We start from the raw sequence: 17,180 nt of genomic DNA on the forward strand, positions 1-17,180 counted from the left end.
CCCCGCGGGCCCGGGGGTGGGGGGGGGGGGGGGGGGGGGGGGGTGTGGGGGGGGGGGGGGGGGGGCGCCCCCGCGGGGGGGGGGCCCGGGGCGGGGGGGGGGGGGCCGGGGCCCCGGCCCCCCCCACCCGTCCGTCCCGCTTGGCCTGCCGGTCGGTCCCTGCTCCCTGCTCCCTGCTCCCTGCTCCCTGCTCCCTGCTCCCTGCTCCCTGCCGGTCCTACTGGTCGGAGGAGAAGCGCACCGCGCCCGCGGGGATCCTGGCGTCGCACCAGACGCGTACGCCGTCGCGGAGTTCGTTGTCCGCGCCGACCACGGCGCCGTCGCCGATCACCGCGCCGGTGATGACCGAGCGCTCACCGATGCGGGAGCGCGCGCCGATCAGGGAATCGGTGATGACCGCACCCGGTTCCACGACCGCCCCCGGGAGCAGAGTGCTGCCGGAGATCCGGGCGCCCTCGCCGACGGAGGCGCCCTCGCCCACCACCGTGCCGCCCGTCAGCTTGGCGCCCGTGGCGACCGATGCCGTCGGCAGGATCAGGCGGTCGCCGCAGCGGCCGGGCACCGCGGGCGAGGGGGCGCGGCCCAGGACCAGGTCCGCCGAACCGCGCACAAAGGCGGCCGGGGTGCCCAGGTCGAGCCAGTAGGTCGAGTCCACCATGCCCTGGAGATGGGCGCCCGCGGCCAGGAGGTCGGGGAAGGTCTCCCGCTCCACCGACACCGGGCGGCCCACCGGGATGGTGTCGATCACCGAGCGGCGGAAGACATAGGCACCGGCGTTGATCTGGTCGGTGACGATCTCCTCGGGGGTCTGCGGCTTCTCCAGGAACGCCGTGACCCGGCCCGTCTCGTCGGTGGGGACCAGGCCGTACGCCCTCGGGTCCGTCACCTTGGTGAGATGGAGGGAGACGTCCGCGCCCGTCGTCTCATGGGTGCGGACCAGGGCCCGGATGTCCAGGCCCGTGAGGATGTCCCCGTTGAAGATGAGGACCGGCTCGTCGGGCCCCGAGTGGAGGCGGTCCGCCACATTGCGGATGGCGCCGCCCGTGCCGAGCGGCTCCTCCTCCGTCACGTACTCCAGCCGGAGGCCCAGCGCCGACCCGTCCCCGAAGTAGGGCTCGAACACCTCAGCGAGGTAGGAGGTGGCGAGCACGATGTGCTCGACGCCCGCCGCCCTGGCCCGCGCCAGCTGATGGGTGAGGAACGGGACCCCGGCCGCCGGAACCATGGGCTTGGGGGTGTGCACTGTGAGCGGGCGTAGCCGGGTGCCTCTGCCGCCGACCAGGAGGATCGCTTCTGTCACCTGTCGTCTCTGCTTCCTGCCGGGACCGGCCGAACTGTCCATCGGCCGGCCAGTGTATGCAGACCGTGTTATGAGGACCGCTAAAGGCGTTATGAGGACCGTGAGAGGTGCCTTCGACGACAGTGGGGTGTCCTTCGACGGCTGTGGGGGGGGAGATGTCCCCCGCACACCTTCGCGCGGTTGGTCTCGTACGGCGGTCTGCGGACCGTCGTGCGGTGGCGTGGCGTCACCGCACGACGTCGTGAGGGCGGTCCCGTACGGCGTCCGGCGACCGCCCCGTCCTCAACGGCCCTGGTAGCGGGCCGCCATGGAGCGGATCTGGCCGAGTTCACCGTAGAGCAGCCTTCCGGGGCACTCCGTGGCGAATCCGTCCCGATGACCGGAGATCACGTTCAGTCGTACGTTCTCACCCTTTGCGTAGAGATTGCCACCCGCGGACAGCAGATATGTCTTGGCACGCGGATCCATGCCGAAGAGGCCGAGCTTCCACGCGGTGAGCCGGGCGAGGGCGTCCACCGCGGCGGCCGAGGGGGCGGTACTGCTGTAGGTCCCGATGACGGCGATCCCCGTGGTGTCGCCGTTGAACCCGAGGGTGTGGGCGCCCATGACGGGCTTCTCCACGCCCCCCGCACGTCCCTCGTAGATGTTTCCGCACTTGTCGACGAGGAAGTTGTAGCCGATGTCCCGCCATCCGTTGCTCACCACGTGGTAGCGGTAGATGCCGCGGATGACGGAAGGGGCCTGGGCGCAGGTGTAGTTGTTGCCCGTGGCGGTGTGGTGCACAAAGGCGGCCTTCACGGTGTCCGTGTAGAGGAAGTCGTCCTCGCGCAGGCTCTCGTCGGCCCCCCAGCCGCTGCGGGAGACGATGGGCGGGCGCGGGGCGGTGTACTGCCGAAGTCCCCCGCGCTCGTCCGGCGCGCCGGTTCCGCCCGCCGCGGTCCCCGCTTTTGTCCCCGCTTCTGCCCACGCCTTGGTCGACGCCGCCGACGGTCCGTCCGGTTCCGTCTGCCCCGCCGGGTCCGTCGTCTCCGCCGGGTTCACCGGGTCCGACAGGTCCTTCGGCTGCTTCGGGCCGCTCCAAGGTCCCGGGATCTTCAGCCCGTTGAGGGGCGCGAGGGCGGAGTCGACGGCCGTTGCGATCGTCTGCGCGCCCGCTTGCGCGCCGGCGGCCGGGGCCGGGGCGTCCGCGCCCGGGCGGTCCGGTTCCCCGACGTCGCCCAGGGGCCCGGCGGGCGCGTCCTCCCCCGGCCGCGTGCCCGGGTCGACCAGTGCGACGCGCAGGCCCTCGGGGAGCCTGGGGGCGCGGGTGGTGCCGGGACCGGCCTTCGCCGCCCGTACCCAGACCTGCACACCGTCCGAGGCGCCCACCCACAGGGGCGCCGTCGCTCCGTGCATCCGGTTCGAGTGGCTCTCCTCGGTGCCCGGGTCGGGGCCGTGCTCCTGGTTGTTCGCCTCCAGGTCCTGCCACTCGGACCACTGGCCGGTGCCGTGCGCCCGGGTGCGGACCCGCACCTGGCCGCGGAGTTGGGCGGCCGGGTCGTCCCAGACGACACCGATCAGGGAGAAGGAGCGGACGGTCCGCGGGGCGAGGCCGCGCTCGGCCGCGGGGCCGGGGGTGCGCGAGGTGCTGAGGGGTGCGAGGGGGAAGGACTGGGTGCTGCCGGGGACGGCCGCCGCGGCGACCCGCCCGGCCGCCGCGGCCGGGGGCGCGAGAGGCAGGGCGAGTACCGCGCAGCTGACACCGATCGAGGAAGCGAGGAATCGACGCATGCCCATGATCTTGGACATAGTCAGACATATATGTCCATCAAGGAACTGACGGGTCGTCGGTTGCGCTCGGCCGAACCGGTGGCCCCCCGCGCCCCCGCCGCACCACCGCGGCTGCCGCCCCCGCGTACGCTTGCCCGGGTGAACGCCACCGATCGCACCCCTGCCGACCTGCTGCGTTCCGCGCTCGCCGCGGATCCCTCACGCCCCCTGGTGACCTTCTACGACGACGCCACGGGCGAACGCGTCGAACTCTCCGTCGCCACCTTCGCCAATTGGGTGGCCAAAACCGCCAATCTGCTCCAGGGCGACCTGGCCGCCGAGCCCGGGGACCGGGTCGCCGTGCTGCTGCCCGCCCACTGGCAGACGGCCGTGTGGCTGCTCGCCTGCGCGTCCACGGGTCTCCTCGCGGACATCGGGGGCGACCCGGCCGCGGCCGATCTGGTGGTCAGCGGGCCCGGGACGCTGGACGCGGCGCGCTCCTGCTCCGGGGAGCGTGTCGCCCTTGCCCTGCGCCCCCTCGGCGGACGCTTCCCGCAGACCCCGGCGGGCTTCCTCGACTACGCGGCCGAGGTGCCCGGCCAGGGCGACCGCTTCCAGCCGTACGCACCGGTCGACCCGGAGGCTCCGGCGCTGATCGTGGCCGGTGCGGAGTACACGGGCGCGGAGGTCGTGGAGCGGGCCCGCGCCGACGCGCCCGCCCTCGGTCTGACCGGCCCCGGCTCACGGCTGCTCTCCGGACTGCCGTACGACACCTGGGAGGGCCTGACCGCCGGGCTCTACGCGCCGCTGGCCACGGCCGGCTCGGTGGTGCTCTGCCGCCATCTGGACCGGCTCGGCGAGGAGGCGCTCGCCCAGCGGATCGAGAGCGAGCGCGTGTCGGCCACCGCCACCGCGTCCGCCACCACGGACTGAGGGCTCCTCCCGGGACCAACGCCGCCACCGCCGACTGAGGACTCCGACCGGGCAACCGCCACCACCGCTCGTACGGAGCCCCTCCCGCGCCACGCCTCACGTAAAAACCCCCCGCCCCCGGTCAGCCGCGGACACCCGAGGTCCCGCCGGGCGCATCCCCCGTTCGGAGCAGTATCAGCCGCCCGCGGGCGGCGCTCCGGGCGATGGTCGTAAGAGCCCGTATCGCTCGCACGGCCCCAAGGGGGTGCACCCGGCAGTGACGATCCACGGCACCGCGGGAGGACCGCCCCGCCGACGTCGGCGCTGGGTGCGCCGCTCCGCGCTCGGCCTCGCGGTGCTGGCGCTCGGGACCAGCGGGCTCGGCTGGGCCGCGTACGAGAAGCTGAACTCGAACCTCACCGCGGACCGCGACGCCGCGTCCGAGCTGGCCAGGTACGAGAGGGAGCGGCCGCCCGTACTGGTGCCGGGGGCGCAGAACATCCTGGTCATCGGGTCCGACCGGCGGTCGGGCACCGGCAATGGCCGCTACGGGCGTGATCCGGGGGGTGCGCGGTCCGACACCGCGATCCTGCTGCATCTCGCGGCGGACCGCCGTACCGCCGTCTCCGTGTCCCTGCCCCGCGACCTCATGGTGGACGTGCCGGACTGCAGGCGGCCGGACGGCAGCCGGGCCGGGGCGGAGTTCACGATGTTCAACCACGCGTTCGCGACGGGCGGTTCGGCCTGCACCGTACGGACCGTGGAGAAGCTGACGGACATCAGGATCGACCATTTCATGGTCGTCGACTTCAACGGCTTCAAGAAGATGGTCGACGCCCTCCAGGGCGTCCCGGTCTGTCTGAAGGAGCCGATCGACGACCGGGCCGCCGGGCTGAAGCTGCCCGCGGGCCGGGTGACGCTCGACGGGGAACAGGCGCTCGGCTATGTGCGCGCCCGCAAGAGCCTCGGCAACGGCAGCGACACCGAGCGGATGCAGCGCCAGCAGCTCTTCCTCGGCGCCCTGGCCGGCAAGGCGCGCGGCGACGACGTACTCCTCAATCCGGTGAAGCTGTATCCCGTGCTGGACGCGGCCACCTCGTCCCTGACCACCGACCCGGCCCTGGCGAATCTGCGCGGGCTTTACCAACTTGTGCGGGGACTGCGGAACCTCACCACCGAACACATGCAGTTTCTTACCGTTCCGCGCACGCCGTACCCGGGTGACGTCAATCGCGACCAGTTGGTGCAGCCCGCGGCGGGGGACCTTTTCGAACTGCTGCGCAGGGACCGTCCGGTCGTGGTCAGCCGGGGCCTTCCGGCTGATTCGCCCGCAAAAACGAACACCACATCGGACGGCCTCCGTGACCGCACGGAGTCGTACGACAACGGAATGTCCGCCGGAAAGCCGCCCGTTGCCCCCGCCCTTCCGCCGCGCGCCTCCGAACCCGCGCCCACTTTTCCCGGGAACACGGCTGCCCAGGACGTCTGCGGGTAAAGTGCGCCCCAAGGCGGGGAACGCGTGAGCTAAGAACTCTCCGGGAATTAGGGCGGATTGCCCGGTTGTAGGGGAGTGGAATGTGTCACCGCCGTCGCTCGACGCCGAACTGGGCGGATAGTGTGAGCGATCCGGTGCCCTGCCCACGAGATCCGTCCTGGGTCGCGCACTGACTGAAGAGACCCGAGCGCCTTGAGGGGAAGGCGCCGCGTGGCCCCGACGGAGGATTCGGACAACCGTGGACGCGCAAGGCCGTGGGCGGGCGGACAACATCGACCCCGCAGATCAATGGGTGCTCAACCCGGACACTGGTGAATACGAACTGCGACTGCCCCCTTCCGCACCGCAGTCGTCGGTGCCGAGACCCCGCCGGGGAGCTCCTGGCCCGGGCGGCCGCGGAGGAACCCGGACGGCGCCCGGCCCCCGGGGGCCCGTGCCCGACACCGCGCCGCCGGACACCGTTCCGGGGCCGCGGCGGCGCCGGGGCGCACCCGAGGAGCCGCCGCCCGGCCGCCGCCGGGGGCGGACCAGGCCCAAGAAGGGCAAGGCCAAGAAGGTGCTGCTGTGGACCGGCGGCGGTATGGCCTTTGTGCTGGTCGCGGTATCCGCGGCGGGCTATCTCTACATCAAGCACCTCAACGACAACATCACGTCCGTCTCCGACGACGGCGCGAGCACCGGCGGCTTCCAGAAGGACCAGGCGATCAACATCCTGTTGATCGGCACCGACAAGCGCACCGGCAAGGGCAACACGGGCTACGGCGACGCCGGAAGCGTCGGGCACGCCGACACCAACATCCTTCTGCATGTCTCCAAGGACCGCTCGAACGCGACCGCGCTGAGCATCCCCCGCGACCTGATCGTGGACGTCCCGGACTGCCCGACGAAGCAGCCCGACGGCACCACCAAGGTCATCCCCGGCACGAAGGGCGCGCGTTTCAACACCAGCCTCGGCCAGGACGACCGCACTCCGAGCTGCACCATGCGCACGGTCACCGCGCTGACCGGGATCACCCCGGACGACTTCATGGTCGCCGACTTCAACGCGGTCAAGACGCTGACGTCGGCCGTCGGCGGTGTGGACGTCTGCCTCGGCAAGGACATACACGACCCGGACTCGCACCTCGATCTGAAGAAGGGCATGCGCCATATCCAGGGCGAGACGGCGCTGGCCTTCGTACGGACCCGGCACGCCGTGGGCTTCGGCGGCGACCTGAGCCGGATCGGGCTCCAGCAGCAGTTCCTCAGCGCCCTGATGCGCAAGCTGAAGTCGAACTCCACGCTCAGCGACCCCAGCAAGATGCTGGACGTGGCGGAGGCGGCCACCAAGGCGCTCACCGTCGACTCGAAGATCGACAGCATCGGCAAGCTCAAGGACCTCGGTCTGGAGCTGGGCAAGCTCAACCCGAAGAATCTGACGTTCACCACGGTGCCGGTCCTCGACAACCCCGCGGACGGGGCGGTCCACAAGACCGTCATCCTCGACCCCAACACGGCGCCCCAGGTCTTCCAGGCGATCAGGGCGGACGTCTCCTTCAGCGACGCCAAGAAGCAGGAGAAGGCCGCCACGGACGCCCGGCTGAAGGGCTCCCGTTCGGCCGCCGCCGACGTCCGCGTCGACATCTACAACGGCGGTGCCGCGGCGGGAAGCGCGCAGGAAACCCTCAACTGGCTCCAGAACAGCGAGGGCGTGATCAAGTCCAGCCAGCTCGGCAACGCCGGTGTGACGCTCGACAAGACGACCCTGGAGTACGGCCCCGACCAGGCCGACCAGGCGCGCAAGCTGGCCGACATCATGGGCCTGCCCGCGTCCGCGCTGAAGCCGGGCAGCAGTGAGAAGAACGCCCAGGGCCTGCCCGCGGTCAAGCTGACCCTCGGCAAGGACTTCAAGGGCGCGGGGGTGTCGCTGACGGCGCCGACCAAGGCACCGGACGTGGACAAGTCCACCGCGGACAAGGTTCAGTGCGCCAAGTGACCTGAGGGCCCCGTCGTGCGTCTTACTGGGCGCAAGTCCCGCCCGGGGGGCGTACATCCCGTCGGGCGGGCCAAGCGTCCAACTGGACGCGGGAGACATCGGCGGGGTGCGCACAGGGCGCCCCGCCCTCGACGAAGGTCCCAGAGCGGTGGGCTGGGCCGATCCCGGCACCCGGGACGGGCCCGCCGTCCGGGTGCAGGGTGGGGAGGCAGGACGTGGTGCAGAGCAATGTGCGCGGGAAGGGGGCGGGCCCCCGTGTCCGGGACGCCGATGAACTGGGCTGGGACGAGAGTCTGTACGGGGGCGGCGGCGCCCCGGACGGCGCGGACCGCCCCAGGACCGCGGCGGACGGCGGCGGCCCGGACGGCGGCGGGGACGGTCCCGGCGGCGCCGACGGGGGCCGCCCGCGCCGCAGACGCCGCGTTCTGCGCTGGTCGGCGACGGTCCTCGCGATGGTCATACTCGGCACCGCCGGGGCGGGATACCTCTACTACCAGCACCTCAACGGCAACCTGAAGAAGGACGACCTCAACATCGGCGACGCCAAGGACCGGGCGGCCGAGTCGAAGCCGAACGCGGCGGGCCAGACCCCGCTGAACATCCTGCTCCTCGGGTCGGACGCCCGGGACTCCAAGGAGAACCAGGCACTCGGCGGCGCCAAGGACACCTTCGGTGCGGCACCCCGCGCGGACGTCCAGATGCTGCTGCACATCTCCGCCGACCGCACCAACATGTCGGTGGTCAGCATGCCGCGCGACACCCTGCTCCCCATCCCCGAGTGCACCGACGCCAAGGGCCAGGTCTACCCGGCGTCGGCCCAGGCCATGACGAACGACTCACTGGGCCGCGGCGGTCCCGGCTGCACGGTCGCCACCTGGGAGAAGCTCACCGGCATCCATGTCGACCACTTCATCATGGTCGACTTCTCGGGTGTGGTGTCCATGGCTGACGCGATCGGGGGCGTCCCGGTCTGCGTCGACAAGAACATCTACTCGCACACCTCCACCGGCCACGGCTCGGGCCTGAAGCTGAAGAAGGGCACCACCTACGTCAAGGGCACCCAGGCCCTGCAGTGGCTGCGCACGCGGTACGGCTTCGAGGACGGCAGCGACATCGCCCGTACCAAGGCCCAGCACCAGTACATGAGCGCGATGGTCCGCCAGCTGCGCGCCAACGCCACCCTCAGCAACCCGGACAAACTGCGCAATCTCGCCGAGAAGGCGACGCAGTCCCTCACCGTCGACAAGGGCCTCGGCACGGTCGCCAAGCTCTACGACCTGAGCAACGAGCTGAAGAAGGTGCCCACCGACCGCATCACCATGACCACGATGCCCTACGACTACGCCGGGGAGCGCGTGGTGCCCAAGCCCGGCGACGCGGACCAGCTGTTCCGCCTGGTGCGCGAGGACATCCCGCTGGACGGCAAGGGCACGGCGAAGAAGAAGCCCGCGGCCGAGCCGACGGCGGCTCCGACGGACCCCGACGACAAGATCGCGGTCCAGGTGCAGAACGGCACCCGCACCGCCGAGCTGGCCCCCGCCGCGGGACGGGCGGGCGACGTGGCGGATCTGCTCACCGGCAAGGGCTTCACCGAGGCCCGGGCGGACGGCTCGACGGTGCTCTCCGAGGACAGGACGGTGGTCCGCTATCCGAGCGCCGACCTCAAGGGCGACGCCGAGCAGGTCGCGAAGGCCCTGGGCATCCCGGCCGGTTCGGTGGTGCGGTCCACGGACGTCTCCGGGGTCACCCTGGTCGTGGGCGGCGACTGGCGGACGGGCACCGCCTACCGGGCGCCGAAGCAGGACGACAAGACGCCCTCCTCGGCGAACATCCTCAACGGGGCGACGCAGCAGTGCATGCAGGTGGATCCCGCCTACACCTGGTGACCGCCGCCCGGCTCCTCGGGTCCCCCGCCGTGCGCAGGGGGCCCGGCGCCGTCGCGGCCCCGCTCAGCGGGAGGCGAGGACCGCGGGCCTGCGGGACGCGATGACCCTCTTCGCCAGGGACTTCGGGCTCGTCAGAAAGCCCCAGCCCCAGGACATGTGCATGGTGGCGAGGGCGACGGGGATCCGCAGCCGGGCCCCCGCCGCGAGGCCCCTGCCCGCGGGGACGGAGCCCAGCACGATCGCCGCGAGATAGCCGCCGGGGACCACCAGGGCCCACGGGGTCAGCGCGGCGCCCGCCACCAGCCCGGCCGCGATCGCGCAGACCGCGGTCGGCGGCGCGAGATAGCGCAGGTTGATGGAGCCCTCGTGGTAGCGGGCGACGACATGCCGCCAGCGCCCGTAGTCCTTGTACTGCTTGGCCAGCGCCTTCACGCTCGGGCGGGGCCGGTAGGACACCCGCAGCTCGGGCGAGAACCAGATGAGGCCGCCCGCCTCGCGGATCCGGAAGTTCAGCTCCCAGTCCTGGGCGCGGATGAACTCCTCGTTGTAGCCGCCCTGCTGCTCCAGGGCCTCGCGCCGGAAGACGCCGAGGTAGACCGTGTCCGCCGGGCCCGCCTGGCCGCCGGTGTGGAAGGCGGCGTTGCCGACCCCTATCTTCGAGGTCATGGCTGCGGCGACGGCGTGCTCCCAGTCGTTCTCGCCCTCGGCGTGCATGATGCCGCCGACGTTCTGCGCGCCGGTCTCCTCAAGGAGCCGTACGGCGGTCGCGATGTAGTTCGGCGACAGCATGCCGTGGCCGTCCACGCGCACCACGACCGGGTGACGGGACGCCTTGATCGCGGCGTTCAGCGCGGCGGGGGTGCGGCCGGTCGGGTTCGGGACCGTGTGCACCCGCGGGTCCTCGCGGACCAGCTCGGCCGCGATCTCGTCCGTGCGGTCCGCGGACGGACCGAGGGCGATCACGACCTCCATCTCGCCGGCGTACTCCTGGGCGAGGATCGCTTGGACGGCTCCGCGCAGATGCCGCTCCTCATTGAGCACGGGCATGATCACGGAAACGGCGGGGAGTCGCACGTCGGGATTGGCGTTCATAGGAGGCTCACGTTACCGCGAACGGGGGACACGGGTGCGCGCCGCCCGGGCGCCGCCGGGAGCCCCGGATCCCGTCGGCCTACGGTGCCCAGGGATGCCCCATCCACTTTCGCGGAGGTCTCCCCCGTGCCCACCCCGTCCCGCCCGGCCGCGCGTCCCCGGCCGGTCCGCCGCTCCCCCGCCCGGCGGCCCCCCGCGCGGCGGCGGAAGACCGGCTGGACGATGCGGGCGGTCACCGTGCTCTCCATGACGGTGCTCGCCTCGGCCGGAATCGGGCACGCGGTGCTCACCGGCCTCGACGAGGGCATCGGCCGGGTCGACCCGTTCCAGGACATGAAGGACCGCCCCTCGGGGGGCCACGGCATGAACGTGCTGCTGGTGGGCACCGACGGCCGCGACAGCATCACCGAGAAGGAGCGCCGCCGGTACCGGCTCGGCGGCGCGCCCTGCCACTGCACCGACACGATCATGATCGTGCACCTGTCGGAGGACCGGGAGCGGGCGACCGTGGTCAGCCTGCCGCGCGACACCTACACGGAGGTGCCGACGCCGGTCCCGCCCGGGAGCACGCCCGGACCCGGCCCCGCCACCCATCCGCTCCGGCTGAACGCGGCGTACGCGGAGGGCGGCCCCAATCTGACCGTCCGGACCATCGAGAAGATGACCCATCTGAAGATCGACCACTATCTGGAGGTCGACTTCATCAGCTTCATGAAGACCGTGGACGCGCTCGGCGGCGTCCGGATCTGCACCGCGCAGCCACTGAAGGATCCCTACACCGGACTGAACCTCTCCCCCGGCACCCATGTCCTGGGGGGCGGCCAGGCGCTCCAGTACGTGCGCTCACGGCATGTGGACGGCGCCTCCGACCTGGGCCGGATGCAGCGGCAGCAGAAGTTCCTGGCGGCGCTGATCGACCGGGCGACCTCCTCCGGCATGCTGCTGAACCCGCTGAAGTTCCGGGAGGTGACCCGGGCCGCGCTCGGCTCGGTGCGGGCGGACCCGGGCTTCGGCACGGACCAGCTGCTCGACCTGGGGCGGGTGATGCACGACTTCTCGCCCGGCTCGTCGGAGTTCACGACCGTGCCGATCGGACAGATGACGTACCAGGTCAAGGGGCTCGGCTCGACGGTGAAGTGGGACGACGCCAAGGCGCGGGCACTGTTCGCCGCGCTGCGCGACGACCGGCCGCTCACCCCGCCCGGGTCGCCCCGGAAGAAGGGCCCCGCGGCGGTCCAGGTGGATGTGGACCCCCGGGACATCCGGGTGCAGGTGGAGAACGGGACGACGGTGTCGGGGCTCGCCCGGCGGATGGACGACCAGCTGGCGGCCACCGGCTTCCGCACCACGCACCAGCCGGTGGACGCGACGGAGCAGGCGGCGCGGCACACGGTCATCCTCTACGACCCGCGCTGGGACCGTTCGGCGAAGGCCCTCGCGGTGGCCCTGCCGGGCAGCGAGCTGCGCCCCGCACCGGGGCAGGGGCCGGCCCTGAAGGTGATCGCGGGGGCCGACTTCACGCAGGTGCAGCCGGTGCGGCCGACACCGCCTCCGGCCGTACCGGGGCCGGGGCCGACGGTGGTGACCGGGGACGAGGTGGTGTGCCCCTAGCGGGTGCTCACCGGGTCACCCGGCGTCCGACGCCTCGTACTCCGCGTAGCCGCCCTGTGCCTCGCTGCGCTCCCGCAGTTCCTTGATCGCGCGGCGGCGCGCCAGGCGGTGGGTGCGGCGGATCCGGGCCTCCTGGTAGCGGCGCCGGTCCCGGTCGGTCTCCGGGACGACCGGCGGCACCGGCCGCGGCTTGCCGTCGGCGTCGACCGCGGCGAAGACCAGATACGCGGAGCCGACCTGGGTGGGCGGGGTGGACTCGTTCCAGCGCTCGGCCAGCACCCGCACCCCGACCTCCATGGAGGTCCGGCCGGTCCAGTTGACCTGGGCCTTCACATGAACCAGGTCACCGACCCTGACCGGTTCCAGGAACGCCATCTCGTCCATCGACGCGGTGACGGCCGGGCCGCCGGAGTGGCGGCCGGCCACGGCGCCCGCCGCGTCGTCGACGAGTTTCATGATCACGCCGCCGTGCACGGTGCCCAGCAGGTTGGTGTCGTTGTGGGTCATGATGTGGCTGAGGGTGGTCCGGGACGCCGAGGTGGGCTTCCCGGGTATGTCACCCGCGGTTTCGCCCAGAATTTCTGATTCCGGGGCGGAGGCCTGGTCTGTCATGCCGCCCACCTTATGCCGGGCCGCCGCGGCCGGGACTTTGTGTCAGCTTCGCAACAGGCCCGCCCCCGTTTCCCACCGCCTCTTGTAGAGCCCATACCAGGACCCTGCACACTGGGGCGCATGAATGACTGGCCCGAGGGATGGTCCGACAGCAACCGCGGCAACCGCTACGGACACGGCAGCGCCCACACGCAGCCCGAGGGCGCCCGTGTGATGCGCCAGGTCCGGCGGCAGCCGGGCGGCCCTCAGGCAGCGCCGCAGTACGGCGGGGTGCCGCAGCAGCACTCCTACGACCAGGAGTACGGCGGCCCCGACACCGACTACAACACCGGCCAGGTCTACGGCGCCCCGTCCGGCCGCCCACAGGGGCCCGGCGGACCCGGTGGACCCGGCCCGGGCGGCCCGCGGCGGGCGCCGAACTGGCGCCGCCGGATCAAGTGGACCGCGATCACCCTGGTCGTCGTGGTCGCGGCGACCACGGTGGGCACCTACTTCTGGGCCGACTCCAAGCTCCACCGGGACGTCGACCTCTCCAAGGTCATCGACCGGCCCGAGGAGGGCAAGGGGACCAACTATCTGATCGTCGGTTCGGACAGCCGCGCGGGCATGTCCGACGAGGAGAAGAAGAAGCTGCACACCGGGTCCGCCGAGGGCAAGCGGACGGACTCGATGATGATCCTGCACGTCGGGGACGACGGCGACACCCTGATATCGCTGCCCCGTGACTCGGACGTGGAGATACCCACCTACAAGGGCTCGACGTCCGGCAAGGTCTACCAGGGCACGGGCCGCCATGTGAAGCTCAACGCGGCGTACGCGGAGGACGGCCCCGAACTGCTGGTCCGCACGATCGAGTACAACACCGGTCTGCGCCTCGACCACTATGTGGAGATCGGCTTCGCGGGCTTCGCGAACATCGTGGACGCGGTCGGCGGTGTGGACATCACCATCGACAAGGCCTTCAAGGACAAGTACTCGGGCGCCGACTTCCAGGCGGGCAAGCAGACGCTGAACGGCGAGCAGGCCCTCGCCTTCGTCCGCACCCGGCACGCCTTCGCGGCCAGCGACCTCCAGCGCACCAAGAACCAGCAGAAGTTCCTCGCCGCGCTGGCCCACCAGGTCGCCACCCCGTCCACGGTCCTCAACCCCTTCACGCTCTACCCGACGATGAGCGCGGGCCTGGACTCCCTGACCGTCGACAAGGGCATGAGCCTGTGGGACCTGGGGTCGATGTTCTGGGCGATGAAGGGCGTCAACGGCGGCGACGGCACCTCGCTGAACATGCCGGTCTCCGGCTCCGTCGGCGGCAACCTGGTGTGGGACAAGTCCAAGGTCAAGACGCTGGTGGGCGAGCTGAAGAACGACGAGAAGGTGACGGTCGCGGGCAACTGACCCGACCGGTCGGCGCCGTTGGCGCACCGGGCCCGCCGCGTCCTGCCCGGCGGGCCCGGGCCGTCGGCGGGCAGTCCAGTTCTTCCGGGTATTCCGGGTACTGGCCCCTCGCCCGCCCCGGCCGTGGTGCAGAATGCAAGCGCACGCCGGTCCGGCCGACTGAGCCTCGGCCGGACCGGCGTGCATCGGTTCGCTCCGGGCCTACGCGGTGGGGCGGCCCATCGCGCGGTAGGTCCAGCCCGCACGGCGCCACAGCTCGGGGTCGAGGGCGTTGCGGCCGTCGAGGACGACCCGCGAGGTCACCGCCGTGCCCAGCTCGGCCGGGTCCAGCTCGCGGAACTCGCGCCACTCCGTCAGATGCAGCACGACATCGGCGCCGCGGACCGCCTCCCGGGCGGAGTCGGCGTAGCCGAGCGTGGGGAAGAGCCGCCGGGCGTTGTCCATGCCCTTGGGGTCGTAGACCGTGACCTGGCCACCCTGGAGGTGTATCTGCCCGGCGACGTTCAGCGCGGGAGAGTCGCGTACGTCGTCGGAGTCCGGCTTGAAGGTGGCGCCGAGGACCGCGACCCGCTTGCCGAGGAACGAGCCTCCGCCCAGCGCCTCGCGCGCCATCTCGACCATCTGGCCACGGCGGCGCATGTTGATGGAGTCGATCTCGCGCAGGAAGGTCAGGGCCTGGTCGGCGCCCAGTTCGCCCGCGCGGGCCATGAACGCGCGGATGTCCTTGGGCAGACAGCCGCCGCCGAAGCCAATACCGGCCCGCAGGAACTTCTTTCCGATCCGCTCGTCGTGGCCGATGGCCTCCGCGAGCCTGGCCACATCGCCGCCCGCGGCCTCGCAGACCTCCGCCATCGCGTTGATGAAGGAGATCTTGGTGGCGAGGAAGGAGTTGGCGGAGGTCTTCACCAGCTCGGCGGTCGGGAAGTCGGTCACCACGAAGGGCGAGCCCTCGGCGACCGGGGTCGCGTACACCTCGCGCAGCAGCTTCTCCGCCCGCTCGCTGCGCACGCCGACCACGACCCGGTCGGGGTGCAGCGTGTCCTGGACGGCGAAGCCCTCGCGGAGGAACTCCGGGTTCCAGGCCAGCTCGGCGTCCGCGCCCGCGGGCGCGTGCTCGGCGAGATAGGCCGCCAGGCGGTCCGCGGAGCCGACCGGCACCGTGGACTTGCCGACGACCAGGGCCGGGCCGGTCAGATGGGGGGCGAGGGAGGCGATCGCGGCGTCGACGTAGGACATGTCGCAGGCGTACTCGCCGTGCTTCTGCGGGGTGTTCACACAGACGAAGTGGACATCGCCGAAGGCGGCCACCTCGGCCCAGTCCATGGTGAAGCGCAACCGCCCGGTGGCGCCCTCGATGCCCGCGACATGCTTGCGGAGCAGTTCCTCAAGGCCCGGCTCGTACATGGGGACCTCGCCCCGCTGAAGCATCTCGATCTTGTCGGGGACGACATCGAGACCCAGCACCTCGAACCCCAGCTCGGCCATGGCCGCGGCGTGTGTGGCGCCCAGGTACCCGGTGCCGATCACGGTGATCTTCAGGCTCATGGCTGCTCCCGTCCAATAGGTCCCGGCGCGTCGCGCCGTCCTGTGAGAGGTGGTGGCCGGGCGACGGGTGCGCGCGGTGGTGAATCGGTGCCCGAGCATAGCCGGGACCTGAGACGGGCACGTTTCCCGCTGTCGCCAAGCTCACGTATCACTCGCGTGGGCAGGGCCCTAAAATTCTGGTTACTGAACGGTAATTAGCGTCACCAGCGTCTTGGGAGCGTGACACCTTGGCCGGATCGGCTGACTTCGACCTGTACCGCCCGTCCGAGGAGCACGACATGCTCCGCGATGCCATCCGCTCGCTGGCCGAGGCGAAGATCGCGCCGCACGCCGCCGCGGTGGACGAGGAGGCCCGCTTCCCCCAGGAAGCCCTGGAGGCCCTCGTCGCCAACGATCTGCACGCGGTGCACGTACCCGAGGAGTACGGCGGCGCGGGCGCGGACGCCCTGGCCACGGTCATCGTGATCGAGGAGGTGGCTCGCGCCTGTGTGTCCTCCTCCCTCATCCCGGCCGTGAACAAGCTGGGCTCGCTGCCCGTGATCCTCTCCGGCTCCGAGGAGCTGAAGAAGAAGTACCTGGGGCCGCTGGCCAAGGGCGACGCGATGTTCTCGTACTGCCTGTCCGAGCCGGACGCGGGCTCCGACGCGGCCGGTATGAAGACGCGGGCCGTGCGCGACGGCGACTTCTGGGTGCTCAACGGCGTGAAGCGCTGGATCACCAACGCGGGCGTCTCCGACTACTACACGGTGATGGCGGTGACCGACCCGGAGAAGCGCTCCAAGGGCATCTCCGCCTTCGTCGTCGAGAAGTCCGACCCGGGCGTCTCCTTCGGCGCCCCGGAGAAGAAGCTCGGCATCAAGGGCTCCCCCACCCGCGAGGTCTACTTCGACAACGTCCGCATCCCCGCGGACCGCATGATCGGTGCGGAGGGCACGGGCTTCGCCACGGCCATGCGCACCCTCGACCACACCCGCATCACCATCGCCGCCCAGGCCCTCGGTGTCGCCCAGGGCGCCTTCGACTACGCCAAGAACTACGTGCGCGAGCGCAAGCAGTTCGGCAAGCCGATCGGTGACTTCCAGGGCCTCCAGTTCATGCTGGCCGACATGGCGATGAAGATCGAGGCGGCCCGCCAGCTCACCTACACGGCGGCGGCCAAGTCCGAGCGCGGCGACAGCGACCTCACCTTCCAGGGTGCGGCCGCCAAGTGCTTCGCCTCGGACGTGGCGATGGAGGTCACCACGGACGCCGTCCAGCTCCTCGGCGGCTACGGCTACACCCGCGACTACCCGGTCGAGCGCATGATGCGCGACGCCAAGATCACCCAGATCTATGAGGGCACGAACCAAGTTCAGCGGATCGTGATGGCAAGGAACCTTCCCTAGCGCGGCCCTCGCAGGTCAGGGACGGCTCCGAGGAGCCGTACGGACCTCCTCGGCCTGCACGGACATCGCAGCCCCCGGCTTCCCGCCGGGGGCTGTTGTCGTCCGTTGTCGTCCGTGGGGCGGGCGCGGCGCCCCGGCACGGCGGGGTACCTGCGTCCGTCCGCCGCCGCGCGGTGGCGCCGACACAGGTAGCCATGTGCGTAGTTCCACGGTTCAGCGGCCTTCC

Annotated in this window: 12 protein-coding genes; 7 read left to right on the forward strand and 5 right to left on the reverse strand. The window is 71.5% G+C overall.

Going from position 1 to position 17,180, the window contains the following annotated elements; all coding sequences use genetic code 11:
- Positions 1-217: 217 nt before the first annotated feature.
- Positions 218-1,300, reverse strand: a complete 1,083-nt coding sequence (locus tag ACIHAA_RS21565; protein WP_399819508.1) for a sugar phosphate nucleotidyltransferase — start codon at positions 1,298-1,300, stop codon at positions 218-220.
- Between the two features lie 282 nt (positions 1,301-1,582).
- Positions 1,583-3,070 (reverse strand): peptidoglycan recognition protein, encoded by a 1,488-nt coding sequence (locus ACIHAA_RS21570; protein ID WP_399819510.1) that lies wholly within the window; start codon positions 3,068-3,070, stop codon positions 1,583-1,585.
- A 138-nt stretch (positions 3,071-3,208) separates the two neighbouring features.
- Here ACIHAA_RS21570 and ACIHAA_RS21575 point away from each other — a divergent pair, with 138 nt between their 5' ends.
- The 4 genes from ACIHAA_RS21575 to ACIHAA_RS21590 all read left to right on the forward strand — a co-directional run bounded on the left by ACIHAA_RS21575 (position 3,209) and on the right by ACIHAA_RS21590 (position 9,317).
- Positions 3,209-3,982: a TIGR03089 family protein gene (locus tag ACIHAA_RS21575; RefSeq protein ID WP_399819512.1), complete on the forward strand. Its 774-nt coding sequence runs from the start codon at positions 3,209-3,211 to the stop codon at positions 3,980-3,982.
- A gap of 262 nt (positions 3,983-4,244) precedes the next feature.
- Positions 4,245-5,456: an LCP family protein gene (locus tag ACIHAA_RS21580; RefSeq protein ID WP_399819848.1), complete on the forward strand. Its 1,212-nt coding sequence runs from the start codon at positions 4,245-4,247 to the stop codon at positions 5,454-5,456.
- Between the two features lie 238 nt (positions 5,457-5,694).
- Positions 5,695-7,431 carry an LCP family protein gene (locus tag ACIHAA_RS21585; protein WP_399819514.1) on the forward strand — a complete coding sequence of 579 codons (1,737 nt, stop codon included), beginning with the start codon at positions 5,695-5,697 and terminating at the stop codon, positions 7,429-7,431.
- 215 nt (positions 7,432-7,646) lie between these two features.
- Positions 7,647-9,317, forward strand: a complete 1,671-nt coding sequence (locus tag ACIHAA_RS21590; protein ID WP_399819516.1) for an LCP family protein — start codon at positions 7,647-7,649, stop codon at positions 9,315-9,317.
- A gap of 63 nt (positions 9,318-9,380) precedes the next feature.
- Here ACIHAA_RS21590 and ACIHAA_RS21595 read toward each other — a convergent pair whose 3' ends face one another.
- Positions 9,381-10,409, reverse strand: a complete 1,029-nt coding sequence (locus ACIHAA_RS21595; RefSeq protein WP_399819518.1) for a glycosyltransferase family 2 protein — start codon at positions 10,407-10,409, stop codon at positions 9,381-9,383.
- A 222-nt stretch (positions 10,410-10,631) separates the two neighbouring features.
- Between ACIHAA_RS21595 and ACIHAA_RS21600 the strand changes: the two genes are divergently transcribed.
- Positions 10,632-12,020, forward strand: coding sequence for an LCP family protein (locus tag ACIHAA_RS21600; protein WP_399819850.1), 1,389 nt, complete (start codon positions 10,632-10,634; stop codon positions 12,018-12,020).
- A 15-nt stretch (positions 12,021-12,035) separates the two neighbouring features.
- On the opposite strand, the gene ACIHAA_RS21605 is transcribed toward ACIHAA_RS21600, so the two are convergent.
- The gene (locus ACIHAA_RS21605) at positions 12,036-12,632 is read right to left on the reverse strand and encodes an acyl-CoA thioesterase (RefSeq protein ID WP_399819520.1); all 597 of its coding nucleotides are present in this window, start codon (positions 12,630-12,632) and stop codon (positions 12,036-12,038) included.
- A gap of 120 nt (positions 12,633-12,752) precedes the next feature.
- On the opposite strand from ACIHAA_RS21605, the gene ACIHAA_RS21610 reads away from it, so the two are divergent.
- Positions 12,753-14,024 (forward strand): LCP family protein, encoded by a 1,272-nt coding sequence (locus ACIHAA_RS21610; RefSeq protein ID WP_399819522.1) that lies wholly within the window; start codon positions 12,753-12,755, stop codon positions 14,022-14,024.
- A 201-nt stretch (positions 14,025-14,225) separates the two neighbouring features.
- Here ACIHAA_RS21610 and ACIHAA_RS21615 read toward each other — a convergent pair whose 3' ends face one another.
- The gene (locus ACIHAA_RS21615; protein ID WP_399819524.1) at positions 14,226-15,569 is read right to left on the reverse strand and encodes a UDP-glucose dehydrogenase family protein; all 1,344 of its coding nucleotides are present in this window, start codon (positions 15,567-15,569) and stop codon (positions 14,226-14,228) included.
- A 227-nt stretch (positions 15,570-15,796) separates the two neighbouring features.
- Here ACIHAA_RS21615 and ACIHAA_RS21620 point away from each other — a divergent pair, with 227 nt between their 5' ends.
- On the forward strand, positions 15,797-16,954 hold the full coding sequence (locus ACIHAA_RS21620; RefSeq protein ID WP_399819527.1) for an acyl-CoA dehydrogenase: 1,158 nt from the start codon (positions 15,797-15,799) through the stop codon (positions 16,952-16,954).
- Positions 16,955-17,180: the final 226 nt, after the last annotated feature.

Source organism: Streptomyces sp. NPDC052040 (assembly GCF_044548405.1).
Lineage (GTDB): Bacteria > Actinomycetota > Actinomycetes > Streptomycetales > Streptomycetaceae > Streptomyces.